This window comes from Chitinophaga niabensis (genome assembly GCF_900129465.1).
Taxonomy (GTDB): domain Bacteria; phylum Bacteroidota; class Bacteroidia; order Chitinophagales; family Chitinophagaceae; genus Chitinophaga; species Chitinophaga niabensis.
Window position 1 is genome coordinate 576,765 of the sequence record NZ_FSRA01000001.1, and the last position, 18,572, is coordinate 595,336.

19 protein-coding genes and 1 tRNA gene are annotated in these 18,572 nt (G+C 46.4%); 5 read left to right on the forward strand and 15 right to left on the reverse strand.

Features of this window, described 5'->3' with window-relative positions; translation table 11 throughout:
* Positions 1-6: 6 nt before the first annotated feature.
* Positions 7-1,422: a tRNA (N6-isopentenyl adenosine(37)-C2)-methylthiotransferase MiaB gene (gene miaB / locus BUR42_RS02325; protein WP_074237552.1), complete on the reverse strand. Its 1,416-nt coding sequence runs from the start codon at positions 1,420-1,422 to the stop codon at positions 7-9.
* A gap of 82 nt (positions 1,423-1,504) precedes the next feature.
* Between miaB and BUR42_RS02330 the strand changes: the two genes are divergently transcribed.
* The gene (locus BUR42_RS02330) at positions 1,505-1,774 is read left to right on the forward strand and encodes a hypothetical protein (RefSeq protein ID WP_074237554.1); all 270 of its coding nucleotides are present in this window, start codon (positions 1,505-1,507) and stop codon (positions 1,772-1,774) included.
* Here BUR42_RS02330 and BUR42_RS02335 read toward each other — a convergent pair.
* The 6 genes from BUR42_RS02335 to BUR42_RS02360 all read right to left on the reverse strand — a co-directional run bounded on the left by BUR42_RS02335 (position 1,763) and on the right by BUR42_RS02360 (position 5,862).
* Positions 1,763-2,461: a hypothetical protein gene (locus tag BUR42_RS02335; protein WP_074237555.1), complete on the reverse strand. Its 699-nt coding sequence runs from the start codon at positions 2,459-2,461 to the stop codon at positions 1,763-1,765. The two genes, BUR42_RS02330 and BUR42_RS02335, sit on opposite strands and share 12 nt — an antisense overlap.
* Before the next feature lie 30 nt (positions 2,462-2,491).
* Positions 2,492-2,683: a hypothetical protein gene (locus BUR42_RS02340; protein WP_074237556.1), complete on the reverse strand. Its 192-nt coding sequence runs from the start codon at positions 2,681-2,683 to the stop codon at positions 2,492-2,494.
* 276 nt (positions 2,684-2,959) lie between these two features.
* Complete coding sequence (locus tag BUR42_RS02345) at positions 2,960-3,946, reverse strand: bestrophin family protein (RefSeq protein ID WP_074237557.1); 987 nt, start codon at positions 3,944-3,946, stop codon at positions 2,960-2,962.
* Positions 3,947-4,355: 409 nt separating this feature from the next.
* Positions 4,356-5,168 carry a hypothetical protein gene (locus tag BUR42_RS02350; protein WP_143197307.1) on the reverse strand — a complete coding sequence of 271 codons (813 nt, stop codon included), beginning with the start codon at positions 5,166-5,168 and terminating at the stop codon, positions 4,356-4,358.
* A gap of 181 nt (positions 5,169-5,349) precedes the next feature.
* Positions 5,350-5,422 (reverse strand) — tRNA-Gly (locus BUR42_RS02355).
* A gap of 35 nt (positions 5,423-5,457) precedes the next feature.
* Positions 5,458-5,862: a winged helix-turn-helix transcriptional regulator gene (locus tag BUR42_RS02360; RefSeq protein ID WP_074237560.1), complete on the reverse strand. Its 405-nt coding sequence runs from the start codon at positions 5,860-5,862 to the stop codon at positions 5,458-5,460.
* Positions 5,863-5,965: 103 nt separating this feature from the next.
* Between BUR42_RS02360 and BUR42_RS02365 the strand changes: the two genes are divergently transcribed.
* Positions 5,966-6,334 carry a nuclear transport factor 2 family protein gene (locus tag BUR42_RS02365; RefSeq protein ID WP_074237562.1) on the forward strand — a complete coding sequence of 123 codons (369 nt, stop codon included), beginning with the start codon at positions 5,966-5,968 and terminating at the stop codon, positions 6,332-6,334.
* Positions 6,334-6,657 carry a TfoX/Sxy family protein gene (locus BUR42_RS02370; RefSeq protein ID WP_074237563.1) on the forward strand — a complete coding sequence of 108 codons (324 nt, stop codon included), beginning with the start codon at positions 6,334-6,336 and terminating at the stop codon, positions 6,655-6,657. The genes BUR42_RS02365 and BUR42_RS02370 overlap by 1 nt, the downstream gene beginning before the upstream one ends.
* Position 6,658: 1 nt before the next feature.
* On the opposite strand, the gene BUR42_RS02375 is transcribed toward BUR42_RS02370, so the two are convergent.
* From BUR42_RS02375 to BUR42_RS02385, 3 genes are read right to left on the reverse strand one after another with little or no spacing between them, the layout of a single operon-like run.
* Positions 6,659-7,168 carry a hypothetical protein gene (locus tag BUR42_RS02375; RefSeq protein WP_074237565.1) on the reverse strand — a complete coding sequence of 170 codons (510 nt, stop codon included), beginning with the start codon at positions 7,166-7,168 and terminating at the stop codon, positions 6,659-6,661.
* A gap of 15 nt (positions 7,169-7,183) precedes the next feature.
* On the reverse strand, positions 7,184-7,963 hold the full coding sequence (locus tag BUR42_RS02380; protein WP_074237566.1) for a (Fe-S)-binding protein: 780 nt from the start codon (positions 7,961-7,963) through the stop codon (positions 7,184-7,186).
* A 27-nt stretch (positions 7,964-7,990) separates the two neighbouring features.
* Positions 7,991-9,277, reverse strand: coding sequence for a 4Fe-4S dicluster domain-containing protein (locus tag BUR42_RS02385; protein WP_074237567.1), 1,287 nt, complete (start codon positions 9,275-9,277; stop codon positions 7,991-7,993).
* A gap of 63 nt (positions 9,278-9,340) precedes the next feature.
* Here BUR42_RS02385 and BUR42_RS02390 point away from each other — a divergent pair, with 63 nt between their 5' ends.
* Positions 9,341-9,838 carry a phosphoribosyltransferase family protein gene (locus BUR42_RS02390; RefSeq protein WP_074237569.1) on the forward strand — a complete coding sequence of 166 codons (498 nt, stop codon included), beginning with the start codon at positions 9,341-9,343 and terminating at the stop codon, positions 9,836-9,838.
* Here BUR42_RS02390 and BUR42_RS02395 read toward each other — a convergent pair.
* The 3 genes from BUR42_RS02395 to BUR42_RS02405 form a co-directional block, all read right to left on the reverse strand.
* A complete protein-coding gene (locus tag BUR42_RS02395; RefSeq protein WP_074240393.1) occupies positions 9,835-10,794 on the reverse strand; it encodes a DUF2279 domain-containing protein in 960 nt (319 codons plus the stop codon). The two genes, BUR42_RS02390 and BUR42_RS02395, sit on opposite strands and share 4 nt — an antisense overlap.
* Positions 10,795-10,814: 20 nt before the next feature.
* A complete protein-coding gene (locus BUR42_RS02400; protein ID WP_074237571.1) occupies positions 10,815-12,539 on the reverse strand; it encodes a phospho-sugar mutase in 1,725 nt (574 codons plus the stop codon).
* A 61-nt stretch (positions 12,540-12,600) separates the two neighbouring features.
* The gene (locus BUR42_RS02405) at positions 12,601-13,356 is read right to left on the reverse strand and encodes a HEAT repeat domain-containing protein (RefSeq protein ID WP_074237573.1); all 756 of its coding nucleotides are present in this window, start codon (positions 13,354-13,356) and stop codon (positions 12,601-12,603) included.
* A gap of 47 nt (positions 13,357-13,403) precedes the next feature.
* Between BUR42_RS02405 and BUR42_RS02410 the strand changes: the two genes are divergently transcribed.
* Complete coding sequence (locus tag BUR42_RS02410; RefSeq protein WP_074237574.1) at positions 13,404-14,060, forward strand: protein-L-isoaspartate(D-aspartate) O-methyltransferase; 657 nt, start codon at positions 13,404-13,406, stop codon at positions 14,058-14,060.
* 43 nt (positions 14,061-14,103) lie between these two features.
* Here BUR42_RS02410 and BUR42_RS02415 read toward each other — a convergent pair whose 3' ends face one another.
* A complete protein-coding gene (locus tag BUR42_RS02415; protein WP_234979594.1) occupies positions 14,104-15,489 on the reverse strand; it encodes a right-handed parallel beta-helix repeat-containing protein in 1,386 nt (461 codons plus the stop codon).
* Between the two features lie 369 nt (positions 15,490-15,858).
* On the reverse strand, positions 15,859-18,570 hold the full coding sequence (locus tag BUR42_RS02420; protein ID WP_074237576.1) for a family 78 glycoside hydrolase catalytic domain: 2,712 nt from the start codon (positions 18,568-18,570) through the stop codon (positions 15,859-15,861).
* Between the last annotated feature and the right edge of the window lie 2 nt (positions 18,571-18,572).

Genomic DNA, 18,572 nt, shown 5'->3' on the forward strand with positions numbered 1-18,572 from the left:
TTTAGCTTATCCTTCCACAACCTTTCCCAGCAAGGTACCAGCGGTACAGTTCTCTACTTTGACCATCACATATTCACCTTTTTTATGTTCTCCTTTCGGGAATACGATCACTTTGTTCTGATCATTCCTGCCGAAAAGATCGTTTTCTGAACGTTTGGAAGTGCCTTCTATCAATACTTTAAAGGTTTTTCCCACATCCTTCTGCATACTTGCCAGGGTATGTGTGCGATGCAGGGCAACTATTTCTGCAAGACGGCGCTTCTTTACATCAGGTTCCACATCGTCCCTGTACCGTCGGGCGGCCAGTGTGCCGGGGCGTTCAGAGTATGCGTACATATAAGCGAGGTCAAAACGGGCGTAGTTCATGATGTCCATTGTTTCCTGGTGGTCTTCTTCCGTTTCTGTGCAGAAGCCGGTGATCACGTCTGTGGAAAGGCCACAGTCAGGGATCAGTTCCAGGATACGGTCTACCTTTTTCTTATACCATTCCCTGGTATAAGTGCGGTTCATCAATTGTAAGATCCTGTTGCTGCCGCTTTGAACAGGCAGGTGGATATAATTGCAAATATTTTCGTGCCTGGCGATCGTGAGGATCACTTCGTCTGTAATGTCTTTCGGATGGGAGGTGCTGAAGCGGACCCTTAACAGGGGGCTGATCGCGGCCACTTTTTCGAGTAAGAGGGCGAAGGTGACAGTTTCGTCCCTTTGCTCGTCCACGAAATAATAGGAATCCACGTTCTGGCCCAGCAGGGTTACCTCGCGGAAGCCCCTTTGGAAGAGGTCCGTGGCTTCCTCAATAATGGATTGCGGCTCCCGGCTCCTTTCCCGGCCACGGGTAAAGGGCACTACGCAGAAGGAACACATGTTATTGCAGCCCCGCATGATGGACACAAAAGCGTTTACGCCATTGCTGTTGAGGCGTACAGGGCTGATGTCCGCATATGTTTCTTCCCGGCTGAGCAGTACGTTAATGGCTTTCTGGCCGGAGGAGGCTTCTTCTATAAGGTCGGGGAGGGAGCGGTAAGAATCCGGTCCAACCACCATGTCTACCAGCTTCTCTTCTTCGAGGAATTTGGATTTGAGGCGTTCTGCCATACAGCCCAATACCCCTACCAGGAAGCCTGGTTTGGCCTTTTTGATGCTTTTGAACTCCGTGAGGCGTTTCCGGACGGTTTGTTCGGCTTTTTCACGGATGGAGCAGGTGTTAAGGAGTACAAGGTCAGCTTCTTCCACGTCCCTGGTGGCCCCGAAACCCTCTTTATTGAGGATGGAGGCCACAATCTCGCTATCGTTAAAGTTCATGGCACAGCCATAACTTTCTATATAAAACTTTTTGGCGTAGGTACGCGTATCTCCGGCCTGCGGAGCGATTGCTTCGCCCTGGCGGTTCTCATCATGTACTTTAGGTACGGTATCCAACATGCACTGTCTAAATTTAGAAGGGCAAAAATACATAAAAAAATGACAGAATGACAGGTTAAGTTTTGCTTATATTTCGGCTCTTATGAAGGTAGCACCTGACAAATGGAAGCATTTTTACGTGGGCGTTCCGATGGGGATCGTGTTGCAGTTATCGGGGTTTTTCCTGTTCCCGGGGGAGTTGTTGTACGGGGCGGTGTTTGCCCTGGTTGGAAATGTGGGGATCAGTTATGGGTTTGAGTTGTTTTCGCTGGTTACGGGGAAGGGGCATCATGATCTTATGGATGCGGTGGCGGCGGTGATTGGAGGGGTTTTGGGGCAGGGGGCGGTGTTGCTGACGTTATTATTGGGTTAGGTATGCTGAATAGTATGCGGGTGTTTCCTGAACGGTGTTATCGGGGATGAGGAAGTGTAGTTTTTCCGGCTCCGGCCATTGGACTTCTTCCCTTGGGATGAAGAAGCCTTTTATGCAGTTAGGGTTCCTGACGCATATCTGGATATGTGTTTTTTCGTGGAAGCCGGCATTTTCGTAGATGGGGGAGCCTTCGATGAAGACGCCGCGGGTGGAATCGAAGGGAGGGCGGTGTAAAAGCCTCATTGATTCATGCAAGTTTTCAATGACTGAACAATCAAGTTCTCTAAGAACACGATCTTTTGAGTCTTTCGAATTCTTATTGAAGGGTAAATTTTTATTTTCTGAAATAGCAGACTTTTTCAGATTTTCATAGGAAGATTGAATTGACCTAATATGTTTTTTGTCTGTTAAGTCTAAACAACTTCCCAAACTTAACACAGCGCCCAGTATTGCGGGTTTCTCAATCTTTTTTCTGCCAGGAGGATTAGTGGCAAAATCCAAGGCCCGCTCATAATTGTTTTGCCAGAAATAGAAGCCATATCCCAGCCAGTCATGCCTGTTTTCGCTGGCTTTTAACATCATGTTTCCCGAAACAACGGCATCTCGAACTGATTCTTCACAACCGTGAAAGCCTAACACTAATCCAGCGTCGGAAGTATATACATATTTCGCTTCAGAGGTTAACATTTTATCGAAGGCTGGTAAGATTAACAAACTTTATTCAATTCCTTTCTTTGCTGCTTTATCTTCTTCTGCAGCTTTTATCTCTTCTTCAGTCATTGGTACAAGCAGGTGTCTGATACCTAAAAAATCTATTAATGCAGCTGCGTACTCCTTTGATGATTCTATTTTTTTCCTTTGTTCTAATAAGCCGTCTTCAATCTGTTGGTGAAATTCATTTGTAGTCATATAATGAAACATAAACAATGGTTTTTATTGAATGCAAAAATACGGATTCTTGTTTTTCCAATGATGCATCATCAATAAAAATATTATTCTTCATTGCGCAGGATGAAATATGTCTAAGCGAAAAATTCTTCCATTACATTTGTATTCACACCTGTGTTAAGATCAGGTACCTCAAATCTCCTCACAGAACAGAACGCCCCCGTTTCCTGATCACCATTGCACTCATTAAAAATACTGCTGAACAGGTTTTAGTTTTTCTTTCTTTTTTCGCCAGCATTACATTAAGATGTTGTTTTGTGCGGTGGTGGGAGAGGGAAGGTCTGCTTCGTCCAGCATATCCCGCATATCTATTTCTATGGTCCGGGAAATATTGCTGATGGGTACATCGTTAGCGCTGCCTTCAAAAGGGTTGTTGGAACTTTCTCCTACTACGTCCAATGCAACAAATACCCAGGACAGTAATAGTGAGAACGGGATGTTCAGCCAGATGGAATATCCTTCTATCATCGTACCGTTTCCCAGCTTCTGAAATTCATTCAGCAAACCAAAGGGTACAAGTAACACAAAGAAGTATAACAGGTAACTGGCAATAGAAGAAAAGTGACGGGGATAAGGGAAGTTCTTAATTCTTTCCGCTCTTCCCTGGCAGTCATAGAAAGCCGTTACAGAACTTTGTAATTGCATCATCTGTAACTCCGTTAGCCTTAAATTATTGATATGCCTGGATTGCATGGCCATCAGCTGTGTTGCTTTGTTCTTTTTAGCGAGAATGTAGTGAAGTTCTTCATCCGGCAGGTATTTCCTTAACTCTTCTTCCATAGTGGCCTGCTTTTCAGGAACGCTGTAGAGGGTGGCATATTCCACGTTTTCCGGGCTTTCCATATTCTCCCATGCCCTTGGCTCCCTTAATTGATAACGAAGCGCCGTAAGCCAGGCAAAATGCCTGTGAAAAATGGTTTTAATATCTTCTTCATTTTTTACAAAATCCCTGACCATAACGGCGAAGGCCCTGCTGCTGTTAACAATGCTGCCATAAATGATCCTTGCTTCCCATAACCGGGAATAACTGGTGTTATTCTTAAAACCAACAATGAAGGATACCGCTGTACCTAAGAGTGCTACGGGTACCCAGGTAATGGATAAGAAAGTGAGGCCAAGGTGGTAGAGTATGGTTGGGATCAGGGCCAGAAAGAAGAGTTTGTAGATATGTCTCCTTGTCCAGTATACAAACTCTCTGAAAGTGTATCTTCTTCCTATGTTCATTGCCAGGGTTTTAGGTGTTGAGATAAATGTACAATTTTTCCCTACTTATTGTTCTAAGGGTATCTGGTCATATTTAACCAGAAGATGATGACCAGCACTGGACCCTGGGATTAGCCTGAAGCATAAAGACAGGGCAGATAGGGGTTAGCGGGAAGGAAGATACGATATCAGTGGAGATGATGCTGATCGGAGGCTGATGGTATCAGGAGCGGAGGTTGTAACAGGAGTTCAGGGGTGCAAACGGTGCATTTTAGAGACAGCGCCTCAGAAAAGATGCAGAAATGGGCAAAAGCAGGTTGTATTTTCATTGCTATTGTATAAGATCAAGGTAAATTTTCTTTGGTGAATATAGTTCTCCCGGCGGAAGGGATCGCTTCGCGTTATTTCTTTTCACCCGCCTCATTGGATGCTATTCCAGCTGCACGTAATGAACGGCTTCAGGAAGTTGCGTAACGGGCTTTAATTCCGGCTGATCATAATAGATGATATCTGTTGATGTTGCCGGCAGGGAAGGAACGATATCGATGATATCCGCTGCAAAATACTTGCGGTTCCCTAATGCATAAAGCTTTCCACCCTCTTCGCTGAATGCTCTTACCTGCAGTACTACGATGGTTTCTTCATCACCTGCATTAAAGGGCAGTACCAATTCTGCTGCGGCAGCTGGTTTGCTGAAATCGATCAATACTTTGTCTGATGCCGCTTCCTGGCAGGCACCTTCGTTAAAGTTCACGCCAAGGGCGATCACTTTGATCTCTATGTGCGTGGTGTTGCGGGCATGGCGAATGTTGTTCGCGCCAAGAGCAGGAATGGTAATGCGAAGGCTATTACGGTCCTGTACCACTTTGGGGCTGAAGGAAAGGAGGTGGCTCAGTTCTGTTCTTTCGTTGAACCGCATACCCGTTAACATGGATAACTTGTTCCGCTGAAAGCGCCTGCTGCCTCTTTGCTTAGAGCCTGCGTACAGTACGCGGAGCATATCAGCATTCAACCGGTTGATCATGCCATCATCATGACGGATGTTCAGTTCCGCCCGTAATCCCTGCCGGATCAGTTTACCAGCTTTGCTGGCCGTTCCGAAGTCAATAGCAGAGAGCTGGGTAGCTTTACTCCTGCGTACCTGTTTAGGCATTGTCCGGAAATATTGCTTCCCGTTCCGGTAATACCCGACGTACTCGCCGATCTTACCAGTCATTCTTAATAGTCCTGTGTTTTTAGACATAATGTAATAGTGTTTTTAAAGTGAATAAAAATTGTTTCAGCCAAAAACATTAAAACTATGCCAGTTGTGAGCGGGGAATCTTGATATAGATCAAGATTTTGAGAGGTTAACAATTGCAATCAGTTGCAATGTGAGGATTAACAAAAAAGCAGGTAATGTGCCATTACCTGCTTTGCAAAAGAGCGGGAAACCGGGCTCGAACCGGCCACCTACAGCTTGGGAAGCTGCCGCTCTACCAAATGAGCTATTCCCGCTAATGTTGACAAATATACAAATGTATCCCGTATGGTTACACTCCCTTCCTTAACTTCTGATAATATTCCTTAATGGCCCCCGCCTTATCCTTCTTAATTTTCTTCCCCAGCTCTTTCCTCGGACAATTCGCATTATACTTCGCCCCCCAGTCCATGATCTCAATAACGATCGGCAACAGGTCAATGCCTTTCTCCGTAAGGCTGTAAATGAACTTCGACCTATTAGCAGGTGATACGCTTTTAATAAGGATCCCTTCCGCCTCCAGCACACTCAGCCTGTTCACAAGGATGTTGCTCGCTATCTTCTCCTCCGATTGCAGGAATTCGCTGTAGGACAATTTCCCCCTCAGCATAATATCCCTGATGATCAGCAGTGACCATTTATCCCCGAAAACGTCCAGGGAACAACTGATGGGGCAATCCGACCTGGTCTTTTCCATATAAAAAATGTTAAAAGTACTTGCAAATTGAAATAACTTTCTATCTTAGTTCTTGCAAAATGCAACAACTATTGTAAAATTCCTAATCCTTAAAATCAGAAAAATGGAAACCACAAAGCAATTGCTGGAAACCTATTATAAAGGTTTCGCCCAAAAACAAGGCTGGGAATCAGTTATTTCCGATGATTTTAAATACACGGGAGGCGGCATTTCCCAAACGCCCCTCACAGGAAAAGCTGCTTATATAGAGGTGATCAAAAGGTTTTCCCGCGTGTTTCAGTCCATGCGCGTAAAACAAATGATCGTGGAGGGCGAAAAGGCCAGCGTAATAGGGAATTACGATTTTAAATTCCCAAATGGTGAAACCATTAACGGCGATGTATCAGAGATCTGGACAGCAAAGGATGGCAAACTGGATTCACTCACCATTTTCTTTGATACCCTTACTTTTGACAAAAACACACCCAAATAATGGCTTACAGTGAAAAGCTGGCGGACAGGCTCCGGCGGGCATTAGCGGGGATCGGTAAAGTGGAAGAGAAAAAGATGTTTGGTGGCTTAGCCTTTATGGTGAATGGTAAAATGTGCCTGACAGCGGGTAAAGACAGGATCATGTGCAGGATTGATCCTGATCACCGGGAAGAAGGATGCGAAACAGTGATCATGGGAGGGCGGAAGTATAAAGGTTATGTGCATGTAAACGAAAACAACCTGGAAACAAAGGCTGCGCTTGATCACTGGGTGAAACTGGCCCTTGACTTCAATAAAAAAGCGGCTTTTAGCCGCTTTAAATAGTTTACGCTGTTTTGGCCAATTTCGCCATCAGCCAGCTCTCCTTCAACGGCACCAGCCAATGATCTTCCAGCTCCTGCTTCGTTAGCACGGTATTATTGAGATAAAGCGTATCTGTGGTAATAAACCCTTTTTCCAGTGCATAACCCACCTGGTTCATCGGCAGTAACTGCAGCTTATCCTTCACCAGGAAACCCAGCAGCAGGCGGTCAAAAAGGTTCACGGAATACTGTTTTTCTATGCTTTTAATGATCCGTACGGAACTGTCTGTACTGCATCCGCTCACTTCGGAAGTGGTTTCGTCTGCCATCAGCACTATCACCTGGTCAAATAACAGGCGGCCCCAGCCTTTTACGGGTACTCCGTGGGAATTCCATTGCACTGCAAACTGATGCAGCTGTTCTTCTATCTCTTCGGCCTCTCTTTCTGAAAACGGGCGGTTACTTTGGTATATCCAAACCCTGGAAGCAGGGGCGAAGTCGTTTGGTAAAATATGTTTGATATCGGTGTTCATGGTACAAAGTTAAGGTTATTGCATGTTTTGTGCGATCATTTCCGCGATATCCAGCACTTTTACTTCCTCTTCTTTACCTGCTTCTTTGACCCCATCGGTTAACATCGTCATGCAAAAAGGGCAGTTGGAGGCGATCACGGAAGCACCGGTAGATACAGCCTCATGGCCTCTTTCAAAGTTGATCCGGGTACTCCCTTTTTCCTCTTCCTTGAACATCTGGGCACCTCCGGCACCACAGCAAAGCCCCTTGCTTCTGCACCTTTTCATTTCCACCAATTCTGCATCAAGGCTTTCTAAAACTTGTCTTGGTGCCTCGTAGATCCCATTTGCCCTCCCCAAGTAGCAGGAGTCATGATAAGTGATCTTTTTGCCCTTGAAAGTGCCGCCTTCTTTCATTTTGATGCGGCCGCCATCTATCAGCTGCTGTAAATAGGTGGCATGATGGATCACCTCGTAGGTGCCACCCAGCTGGGGGTATTCATTTTTGAAGGTATTGAAGCAGTGGGGGCAGGCGGTAACGATGGTTTTTACGCCATAGTTGTTCAGCACCTGGATATTGTTGTAGGCCATCATCTGGAAGAGGAATTCGTTCCCGGCCCGCCTGGCGGGGTCGCCGGTGCAGGCTTCTTCCTTACCCAGTATGGCAAACTGTATCCCTGTTTTTGTAAGGATCTCTGCAAATGCCCGGGTGATCTTCTGTGCCCGCTGGTCAAAGCTACCGGCGCATCCCACCCAAAAAAGCACTTCAGGCGTTTCACCATTGGCAAAATATTCGGCCATTGTTTTTATCTGCATTTCTTTCTTTTTTGCTTGGGTGTATGATTATTGTATCCAGGCGTCACGGTCATCCGGACTGAATTTCCAGGGCGCCATATTATTCTCGATATTGGAAAACATCATATTCCATTCCTGTGGTGCGCTGGATTCTTCCATCACCAGGTGCCTGCGCATTTGGAGGATGATGTGTAGGGGATTGATGCTCACCGGGCATTCCATTACGCAGGCATTGCAGGTGGTGCAGGCGCGTAATTCTTCTTCGGTGATATAATCCCGGAGCAGGGTTTTGCCTTCAGCGTTACCCCTGCCTACTTCTTCCGCCCTGTCCCGCGTTTTCATCATGATCAGCCGGGGAGAGAGCGCCTTGCCTGTTTGTGTGGCAGGGCAGGCTGCGGAGCAACGGCCGCATTCTGTGCAGGCATATGCGTCCAGCAGGTTCTTCCAGGTAAGGTCCTGTATATCTTTCGCCCCGAATTTGGGCACTGTTTCTGAAGGAGTGGTGGGCGCCAGTTCCGGTTGCATGGCGTAAAGTACTTCCTGCTGGATCTCCGGCATATTTTCCATCTTTCCTTTAGGCCGCAGGTCTGCATAATAAGCATTCGGGAAGGCCAGGATGATATGGAGGTGTTTGGAAAAAGGCAGGTAGTTCAAAAAGGCCAGTACACCCAGGATGTGGAGCCACCAGGCACCTCTTTCTATCGTTATCAGCGCACTGTCTGACAGGCCGGAAAGGAGCGGGGTAAACTGGCTGGTAACCCAGAAAGGCTGTGTTTGTATATAATGTTCCGCGCCCCGGCTTTGCAATACCAGGTCCGCAGTGTTCATCGTGAGGAACAATACCATCAGCACGATCTCTGTAATAAGGATATAGTTGGCATCAGAGCGGGGCCAGCCATTAAGGTCTTTACTGATGAAGCGTTTCAGTTTGATGATATTACGGCGTACCAAAAAGATGGCGCAGGAAACAGCTACCAGTACGGCCAGTATCTCAAAACAGCCGATCAGCACCCCGTACAGTGACCCAAGAACGGGGGCGAATATACGATGTGTGCCTGCCAGCCCGTCTATAATGATCTCCAGGATCTCAATATTAATGATCAGGAAACCTGCATACACAAAAAAGTGCAATACCGCCACGAGGGGGTTGCGGAACATCTTTTTCTGTCCAAAGGCCAGTAAAAAAAGATTTTTCCAGCGGGCTGCAGGCTGGTCGTTAAGTGCTACATCTCTTCCCAGCAGGATGTTACGCCTGATACCCAATGCTCTGCGGGAGAACAAATAGGTGGCTACGCTCAATGCGATGAGAAAGAGGACCTGGTAAACAATTTGCATATCCTTGATTTGACCGGTTGTTATCGCAATTTATGTATTTTTACGGCTGCACAAACCCACTATATGGAAAATAAGAACGTAATCCTGACGCAGGAAGTTATTGAAAAGAAAATAGAACGGATCGCGTATGAAATATATGAGCATAATTATGACGAGCCTTCCATTATACTGGCGGGTATCTGGGACCGTGGAACCATCCTCACCAATAAGATCGCGGCGCATTTAAAAGCGATCGCTCCTTTTAAGATCGAAGTGGTGGAAATAAAGCTGGACAAGCAACATCCGGCAGAAGTGACGCTTTCTCATGAACTGGATTTTACAGATAAAGTGATCGTGCTGATCGATGATGTGGCCAATTCCGGTAAAACCATGTTGTATGCATTGAAACCTTTTCTGCAATTCTTTCCCAAGAAGATACAAACGGCTGTACTGGTAGACCGCCGTCATAAATCTTTTCCTTTGTCTGTGGATTTTGTGGGTTACAGCCTGTCTACTACTTTACAGGATATGGTAATGGTGGATGTGGAAGGAGAAGCGATCCATTCTGCATACCTCGTTTAAAAATACAAAGCATGTACTTTTAACTTCCCTGCGCCATTGATCTCCAATGCAGGTGCGGGTATTTTTATCATATTCAATACCTGGAACAATACTTTCACCCCTTTTCGCCTGGTAGCTATCTTTGTAAGATCAATATCCGGAGAAAGATAGAACTGCCGTGTACGGCGGATATGCGTGTAATCATACATCACTCCCTGTTCATCCGTCCAGTCGTTTGTTTTGGCATCATACAGGCCTTCTGCGCCATAACCTATGGCAATGTTCAGCCATTTCGGGAAATTACTTTCTTTGGCAAAAGACCATGGGTTTACGGATAACCAATAAGTTTGTGCGTTATAATCCTTTAAAGTGCGTTCTGTAAACCGTTCACCGAACTGGTTCACGGCGCGGGCTTTTAATACGGGATCGCGATAGTGAATGGGAAAAGAAGAAAACTTCAATTGAAAGCGGGGTTCATTCCATATCAGCTCCTGGCTGATCATAGCAGCAGAACCTATAGCATTGGCGCCCATATCGCTCCAGGAAAATCCCCAGTGTGTGGAATGCGCATCCAGCAACTCTATTACGGATTGATAGGCAAAGCCACTCAATCCTCCGATCCAGATCTGCTGTTTGCGGGGTAATCCGCTCCATCGCCATAACTCACGGCTGTATTTTGAAAACAGGTAAGTGGTATATACATGTCCGAACTTATCCATCTGCAGCCATTCGCCGGCATCATTGATGGTATGGAAATTACGTTTGGCGTAATCCTTATACCAGTATTGGTTCAATACCAGTAAAGATCCGCCGTATGCTATGGCACTGCCTGCTCCCAGCGCCCAGACCCTGCCTTTAACGACAGTGTCCGGGTTCTGAAAGAATGTATGATGTTGTGAAGAAACTTTAAGAGAAATAAAAAGAAGGATAGCCAACAGGCCAACACAACGGCCAATGTTCTGCAACAGGATATGCATTCTTTTTAAGGCATCACCCCTCATCCAAGTTTCATGTCGTGAATAATGTTGGTTACTTTACTATCCAGGACCTGTTCTACTCTTTCCAGGTCTGCCACGCTTTCCAGGTTTTCATGCACGCTGAAGTAGAATTTGATCTTGGGTTCCGTGCCGGAAGGGCGGGCGGATATACGGCTGCCGTCTGCCAGCAGGAATTGTAATACATTGGATCTGGGCAGATCGAGCGGTGTTTTTTCTCCTGAGCTCAGGTTTGTTACGTGTTGTAACTGGTAGTCGAACAATTTCACTACAGGCTGGCCGTTGATGATAACAGGCGGGTTGTTCCGGTAGGCAGTCATCATCTCTGCTATCTCTTCTGCGCCTTTCATACCTTTCTTTGTGATGGAGATGAGGGACTCTTTGTAGAAGCCGTAGCGTACATAGATATCGATCAGTTGTTCAAAGAGGCTTCTGCCTTCGTTCTTTGCATAGGCTGCCATCTCGCAGATCATGGCAACAGAAGCAATGGCATCTTTATCGCGTACATTATCACCGATCATATAACCATAAGATTCTTCTCCGCCGCAAATGAAGGTTTCTTTTCCTTCTTTCTGATGGATGAGGTCTGCGATCCATTTGAAACCGGTGAGTGTGTTATAACACTTTATCTCGTTGCTGGCAGCAAATACATCTATCAGGTCTGATGTTACGATGGTTTTACAGATATAATCGCTGGGCTGTGTCAAACCTTTACGTTTGCGGCCTTCCACGATGTAGTTGAAGAGCAGTACGGCGGTTTGGTTACCATTCAGTAAGATCCATTTGCCGGTATGGTCTTTAACGGCAATCCCTACACGATCAGAATCAGGGTCCGTTCCCAGGAGGATGTCTGCATTCAGTGCGGCGGCTTTCTTAAGACCGATGCTCATGGCTTCTGATTCCTCGGGGTTAGGGTATACTACGGTAGGGAAGTTGCCATCCGGTTTGGATTGTTCTTCCACCACATGCACATTGGTGAAGCCGAAACGTTGCAGCACTTCCGGCACCAGGGTAATGCCTGTACCATGGATAGGCGTGTACACGATCTTAAGATCGTGTTGTGCTGCGATCACTTCAGGATATACGCTGAGGCCTTTCAGCATTTGCATATAGGCTTCGTCTATTTCTTTTCCGATAGGATGGATGTTCTCAGACCAGCCAGTCCATTTCACATCGCCGATGCTGGCGATCTTATCCACTTCCGCGATCACGTTCTTGTCATGCGGTGGTACAAGTTGCGCGCCATCATCCCAGTAAGCTTTATAACCGTTGTATTCACGGGGGTTGTGGGAAGCGGTGAGCACTACGCCTGCCTGGCATTTGAGATGGCGGATGGCGAAGGACAGCTCCGGTGTGGGGCGGAGGGCTTCAAAGAGATATACTTTGATGCCATTGGCCGCCATTACATTGGCCGTCACTTCAGCAAAGAAGCGGCTGTTATTGCGGCTGTCGTGTGCAATAGCCATCTTAATTTCCCCGGTAAAGGAGTTTTTCAGGTAATTGGCGAAGCCCTGGGTGGCCATGCCCACAGTATATTTATTCATCCGGTTGGTACCTACGCCCATTATGCCGCGGAGGCCGCCAGTGCCGAATTCGAGGTTTCGATAAAATGCATCGGTGAGTTCGTCCGGGTTTTCTTTCTGGAGTTTGAGGATGGTGGCTACTGTTTCTTCATCGAAACCGCCATTGAGCCATTGCTCTACTTTGCTTAAAATGTTTGCGTCCATGATTCAATTTACTGTTTACAAGCCACTAATGATCAATTGCTGGTGTAAAATAATGAGAAATTTAAATATCCCCGAAATGTTTAGCCATATAAGCAATGGCCTCTTCCTGGGTTTTAACGGCAAAATCCTTGTAACGTTCATGTACATCTGCTATTTCATCCAGCGCAGCCCTTACCAGTTCGGTGTTCTCCCAGGTCTTGAGGTCTGCCGTCACCGTTTCAAGACAGCCTTTCTTATAGGCTATCTGCCCCAGCACATGTACCAGGGTATTCCTGACACGGGCCGTTTTGTCGAACTGCAGGGTTTTTAGAAGGGGGAGGATGTCCTGCGGATGTGTACGCCCTCTTAGCTCAATGCCGTGGCATATTTCCCTGCGGATCTCTTTATCCGGATGCTGCAGGTATCCTTTGGCCCATGCTAATACCGGTACCGGGTTCTTTTCTCCCATCTTCTTTACAGAGCCGATCACTGCATTGCGCACACTATGGTGCGCATCTGTGAGGCCCTGGTCCATGTAGGCGCTGACCGCGCCAAAATCATGCCGGCCTATCTCTCCGGCAGCATTAATGGCTGTTTGCCTTACTTTGGCATCCGGATGTTGTGCGAGGGTTGTAATGGCCTGCAATACTGCCGCAGGTTGGGTGTGGTATATTTTGCCCAATGCCTGGTAGGCATTTTTGCGGATATAGGTATCCTCGTCTGCCGCGTATAACAACAGCGATTGTAATTGGCTGGTTTGCACCGCCTTTTCTATTACGGCTTCCATTTGCCGGACCAATGCGGCCCTTTCTTCTTTGGACAGATCGTAAAATGCCATCTATCAAACTGTTTTGCAATGATCGAAAAACTTCTATTTTTGCGCCCATGAGGCGGTACGAAGATAATTATAAGCAAAAAGGATTACGCAAACAATTGGTAGACAACATCAGGCAGAAAGGAATTACGGACGAAAACGTATTGGCGGCCATTAACAACATCCCAAGGCATTACTTCCTGGATACAGCTTTTGAGGGAATTGCCTATGAAGACAGGGCTTTTCCCATCGGAGAAGGGCAAACTATTTCACAGCCCTACACGGTAGCGTATCAAACCCAGTTGTTAGACGTTAAACCATTTGAAAAGGTGCTGGAGATCGGCACGGGCAGCGCTTACCAGGCATGTGTACTGGGAGAGCTGAAAGTGAACCTGTACACTATTGAAAGACAAAAGAAACTTTTTGATCTTGTAAAAACATTCCCTTACAAATCAAAGTATCCTACCATTAAGTTCTTTTATGGGGATGGATATGAAGGATTACCTACCTATGCACCTTTCGATAAGATATTGGTAACAGCGGCGGCGCCGGCTATTCCGGAGAAGTTATTGAAACAGTTAAAAGTGGGAGGGAAGATGGTGATCCCTGTAGGCGCACAGGACATACAAAGGATGCTGCGCATCACCAAAACAGGAGAGGATGAATTCCAGGAAGAAGTATTTGATGATTTTTCTTTTGTTCCCATGCTAACGGGAAAAAAAGGCTAAACATAAAAAAGGGCTGTCTTCATCAAGACAGCCCTTTTTATTTTTAAAAAGCTTTTAACCTGAACCCTGTACTCAATAATGCTGAGCCGGGTAATGGCTGAAAGTAATTATTCACATCCACACCCGCTGCTGCGATAGTGGGGAATTTAGTGTTGATGTTTGTACCTGTTCCTTCCGTTACCTGCCCGCCATTTTCTGTATAGATATAAGCACGGTCATCCACCACACCACCGCCGGTGCGGGGTTGAATGAATGCGTTGGCGCTGATAAGCTGTTTGGCTTTCTGACCCAGGAGGCCGTTGATGCGTAATGCCACACCAAAAGGACGGGCTACGGTATTGTTGGTGAATTTGATCACGGCATCGTCTGTTCCACGGAAGGTTACACCATCGTTTGCAGTGTTATCACGGAAAAGGTTATTGGTGATAGTATGCTGTGCGCCGGTTTCTCCTGATCCAAAGAACTGGCAGAGATCGCCCCAGCCATCGTGTACCACATTGTCGTGCACATTAGAGGCTGTTACCCTTCCGCCGATCAGCAATCCGCCGCTATGGGATGGATTGTGCTGCAGGCCCCAGTTGGTAACATCGTTGTTGGATACTTCCAGCTGATCGATCGCTGCGGTTTGGATACCATCCGCCCCAATGTCTTTCACTTTGTTATTATAGATCTTCACCTTACGCCATTTAATGGGCTGTACCAGGTCTCCGCCTGGTACCTGTCCGGGAGCCAGCTCGTAAACAGACTGATTGGTGCTCAGGTTCCAGTAAGTGGCAGTGTGGCCGATGTACATTGCTTCGTTGTAAGTACCTGTGATAGACACATCATGGATGGCGAGGTTTTCCATATAGCTATTCGGATAATGTGTGCTGGCATCATTTTTTACAGGATCTGTTTTTGCCCAGATACCTGTACCTCCATTGATGATGGTAATGAAGCCAATATCAAAATTATCGGAATGCTCACTTAAGGAAAGATTGAAGTATGCGTTGCGGCTGGCTTTGGTAGAACCGTTGATAACAAATTCATCAGCGGTTGAACCTCCTACTTTTACGTAATGAGAGTTCACAAAGCTCAGGGCCGTGGACCAGGAACCGCCATCCCAGGCGGGGTTTCCTATTTTAACCACGGTGCCGGGTGCATTACGCACTACAATTGGTTTACTTGCACTTCCACTCAGGTTGTAAAATATAACCGCATAGAAAGTTCCTTTCAGGTTAAGGATATCTCCGGGTTGATAAAGGCCATCCTTATTATCTATTACCAGTCTGCCTTCTTTGTCAGGTACAAGGGTGTACTGTTTGGCGTTTGGATCTACCGGTGGTGGTGGTTTTTCCGGGGTACCTGTTTCGTTCCTTACTTCTTCAATAGAACTCGTCTTGCTACAATTGGTAAATGTCAGTGTAAGTGTAATTGCTAAAAGCAACATGCTTGGTAAATTAATTCGGTCTTTTCTCATGGTTTTTCTAAATAGTTATGCGTCAAAAAATAAAGATGCTGGTATAGCACTAATAAAAAACTATCCGGATATGGTATTCAAAAATCTATTCATGCAAATATCAAAAAAAAACGAATAGATAACTGCAACAGAACGGGCGTTAACAGCGAAATATTATGAAGGCCTTCAGGCGGTTTCCAGTTATGCAACTTAGCTGTCAAAAGGATGACATTGTTTGGAAGGAGATTTTATCTAACAGATATCATAGTGAATTGATATACATATATCTAAATCTATATATTTATATTATTAAAATTATTCATCTGCAAATAATTTATATATGTAATTTTTTTTGTTAATCTACTGCACGGAAAGCTGGTGATGACCGGACCCCGCTTCATAGATCAGTACGCCATTTTCCTTCTTTATGAACCGTAATGCATTGTCTCCCACCACCTTTCCTTTCCCGGTAGCAGGTAAATGGATGGTTGCGGTGGTGTTAGGGGGAATTTGCACCTGCAGGTCAAAAGTATGACCATCCTTATGCCATTCGCTTTTTATGAGGCCATAAGGGCAATGATAACTTGCTTTAGCAAATGTGATATCACCAACAGGTTGCGGGCGTATCAATATCTTTTTAAATGCAATGCTGCCGGGTTCCTGGCCTATTCCTGCAAGGCCGCTGTAGAACCACTCCATGAGGTGCCCGAGCATCAGGTGGTTGTTGGAAACAAAACGGTATGCCTGCCAGGATTCAGTAAGCGCAGTAGCCCCATTCGCTAACTGAAATCCATAACCCGGTACATCTTTGCGGTTATTCATGGCATAGATCAGGTCTGAGCGGTTGGCATTGTTCAACAAACGCAGCAGGTAACCAAATCCTATTTCACCGGTGGTTAAACTGTTATCTCTTTTAACGATATCATTGATGATATGCTGCAGTACTTTTTCTTTCTGTGCAGATGGTACAAGGTCCATATACAATGCCATGGTGTTGGACGTTTGGCTGCCGGTGGCATATTGTCCGGTGGTTTTATCCAGCCAGGTATCGTTAAAATACTTTTTAACAACGGCACTGATCTGTTCATACTTCTCTACATCCTGTTGTTTGCCCAATACTTTTGCCGTGGCTATCATCACCTGCAGGTCGTGATAATAGGTAGCGAATGCGGTCAATGCAATAGGGGTATTCTGTGATTCGCCCACGCCTTTGGGCCCAATGTCGAACCAATCGCCGAGGCCGCGTTTCAGGGAATCTTTTGCTGCATTTTTCCCCAGGAATTCCAGGTAGCGCGCCATCATGCTGTAGTTCTCTTCCAGCGCCCGCTTATCTCCGTACCAGCGGTACAGGTCCCATGGCACTAATACGGAAGCGCTGCCCCATTCCGCGGAATTACGGAACCCGCCATGGAATTCTACATATTCCGGAGCAATGTCCGGCACAAGACCATCTGCAGTTTGCGCGCCGCGCATATCATTTGTTATCTTATTCAGCAATGCAGGCACCTGGTAATTATACCGGATAGAATTTCCCATCAGGTGTACTTCTTCCAGCCATCCGAGTTTTTCGCGGTGCGGGCAATCTGTTAATACACTCGCCAGGTTACTGCGGATAGCCCAGTCTATGAGGTGATAGATATTATTGAACAATTCGCTGGAGCAACTGAAATCTCCTGCGGAAGTTGCTGCATGGCGGGTGTGCAAACCATCTACTGCCAGCAGCACCGGTAATTGGGATGGGTTGTTTTCACTGGCAGGAACAGCACCTTCTATCTGCAGGTAACGGTATCCGTAATAAGTGAACTGTGGCTGCCAGGTTTCTGCTTCCGTTCCTTTGAGGGTATAGGTGTAATACATTGGGCCACCGGAAGCCTGCTGGGTAACCTTTCCGCTGTCGTCCAGCAATTCGCCGGGTATGATCTTTACCTGGTCTCCGCTTTTGCCTTTCACTTTAATGCGTGGAATACCGGATGCATTTTGTGCTACGTCGTAGATCCATACATCAGCAGCAGGATGAGTGATCTTTTTAGTTGGCAGGATGTCTGTTACTTTCAGCGGATCCATGATCTGGCTGATCAGCTGCGGAGGTCCATCCACGGCCACTGCTGCCTTCCAGTTGCTGTCATTGAATCCCGGGAGGTCCCATCCTTGTTTTTCAAGGCGTGCATCATAACTTTCCCCTCCATAGATACTGGAATAGGTAACAGGGCCCGGTGTTGCTTTCCAGTCTGTGCCGCTCACTATATTTTCTGTGCTGCCATCTTCATATTGCAACAGCATTCTGCAGATCATTTTTGGATAACCATATGAGCCTGTCAGCTTTCGGTATCTTTCTCTTGGAATATGATAGAAGCCATTGCCCAGCATAACACCTAAAGCATTCTTTCCCTGTTTGAGTTGTGTGGTAAGATCGAAGGTGATGTACAGTGCCTCTTTACTGTATTGCGTCCAACCCGGATCAAGAAAATGATCGCCTATTTTTTCACCGTTCAGGCTCATATCAAAGTGCCCCAGCCCTGAAATGAACATGGTGGCACGTTTGAGCGGTTTTGAAATATTGAATTCTTTGCGAAGGAGTGGCTGGATACTTTTTCCCGGCCCCCATTCCTTTTTACCTGCACCATGCACAGCTGGTATGATCAGGGAGGTATCGGGCATGGCTTCATAGCCTATCCACTTTGCCTGCTGCCAGTCTGCCCCGTTCATGAGGCCCATCTGCCAGGAAGCGGCGTTGCTCCAGCCTGCGTCTTTTCCTTTGGCATCCCATGTTTTTACTTTCCAGTAATATACTTTTGCGGGGTCTAATTTTTTGCCTTTGAATACGATCTGTATAGAAGCATTGCTCTGTACTTTACCGGAATTCCAGATATTTCCTTCCCGTACGGCGGGATCGTCTGAAACAAACACCTGGTATGCCTGCTGTGCAGGGGAAGAAAGCTCCCAGGATAAACGGGGAGCAGGAGAGGTAATGCCTAAGGGTTCCTTACGGTATTCGCATTGCAGGTTTGTAGCCTGACCAAATAAATGGCAGGCCTGGAACATGCCCAGGACTGCCAGAAAATATTTTATCATAC

What these genes read in the sequence shown, in the direction of transcription:
- miaB (WP_074237552.1), bottom strand. Translation starts at nt 1,422, where the DNA reads ATGTTGGATACCGTACCTAAAGTACATGATGAGAACCGCCAGGGCGAA.
- BUR42_RS02330 (WP_074237554.1), top strand. Translation starts at nt 1,505, where the DNA reads ATGAAGGTAGCACCTGACAAATGGAAGCATTTTTACGTGGGCGTTCCG.
- BUR42_RS02335 (WP_074237555.1), bottom strand. Translation starts at nt 2,461, where the DNA reads ATGTTAACCTCTGAAGCGAAATATGTATATACTTCCGACGCTGGATTA.
- BUR42_RS02340 (WP_074237556.1), bottom strand. Translation starts at nt 2,683, where the DNA reads ATGACTACAAATGAATTTCACCAACAGATTGAAGACGGCTTATTAGAA.
- BUR42_RS02345 (WP_074237557.1), bottom strand. Translation starts at nt 3,946, where the DNA reads ATGAACATAGGAAGAAGATACACTTTCAGAGAGTTTGTATACTGGACA.
- BUR42_RS02350 (WP_143197307.1), bottom strand. Translation starts at nt 5,168, where the DNA reads ATGTCTAAAAACACAGGACTATTAAGAATGACTGGTAAGATCGGCGAG.
- BUR42_RS02360 (WP_074237560.1), bottom strand. Translation starts at nt 5,862, where the DNA reads ATGGAAAAGACCAGGTCGGATTGCCCCATCAGTTGTTCCCTGGACGTT.
- BUR42_RS02365 (WP_074237562.1), top strand. Translation starts at nt 5,966, where the DNA reads ATGGAAACCACAAAGCAATTGCTGGAAACCTATTATAAAGGTTTCGCC.
- BUR42_RS02370 (WP_074237563.1), top strand. Translation starts at nt 6,334, where the DNA reads ATGGCTTACAGTGAAAAGCTGGCGGACAGGCTCCGGCGGGCATTAGCG.
- BUR42_RS02375 (WP_074237565.1), bottom strand. Translation starts at nt 7,168, where the DNA reads ATGAACACCGATATCAAACATATTTTACCAAACGACTTCGCCCCTGCT.
- BUR42_RS02380 (WP_074237566.1), bottom strand. Translation starts at nt 7,963, where the DNA reads ATGCAGATAAAAACAATGGCCGAATATTTTGCCAATGGTGAAACGCCT.
- BUR42_RS02385 (WP_074237567.1), bottom strand. Translation starts at nt 9,277, where the DNA reads ATGCAAATTGTTTACCAGGTCCTCTTTCTCATCGCATTGAGCGTAGCC.
- BUR42_RS02390 (WP_074237569.1), top strand. Translation starts at nt 9,341, where the DNA reads ATGGAAAATAAGAACGTAATCCTGACGCAGGAAGTTATTGAAAAGAAA.
- BUR42_RS02395 (WP_074240393.1), bottom strand. Translation starts at nt 10,794, where the DNA reads ATGCATATCCTGTTGCAGAACATTGGCCGTTGTGTTGGCCTGTTGGCT.
- BUR42_RS02400 (WP_074237571.1), bottom strand. Translation starts at nt 12,539, where the DNA reads ATGGACGCAAACATTTTAAGCAAAGTAGAGCAATGGCTCAATGGCGGT.
- BUR42_RS02405 (WP_074237573.1), bottom strand. Translation starts at nt 13,356, where the DNA reads ATGGCATTTTACGATCTGTCCAAAGAAGAAAGGGCCGCATTGGTCCGG.
- BUR42_RS02410 (WP_074237574.1), top strand. Translation starts at nt 13,404, where the DNA reads ATGAGGCGGTACGAAGATAATTATAAGCAAAAAGGATTACGCAAACAA.
- BUR42_RS02415 (WP_234979594.1), bottom strand. Translation starts at nt 15,489, where the DNA reads ATGTTGCTTTTAGCAATTACACTTACACTGACATTTACCAATTGTAGC.
- BUR42_RS02420 (WP_074237576.1), bottom strand. Translation starts at nt 18,570, where the DNA reads ATGATAAAATATTTTCTGGCAGTCCTGGGCATGTTCCAGGCCTGCCAT.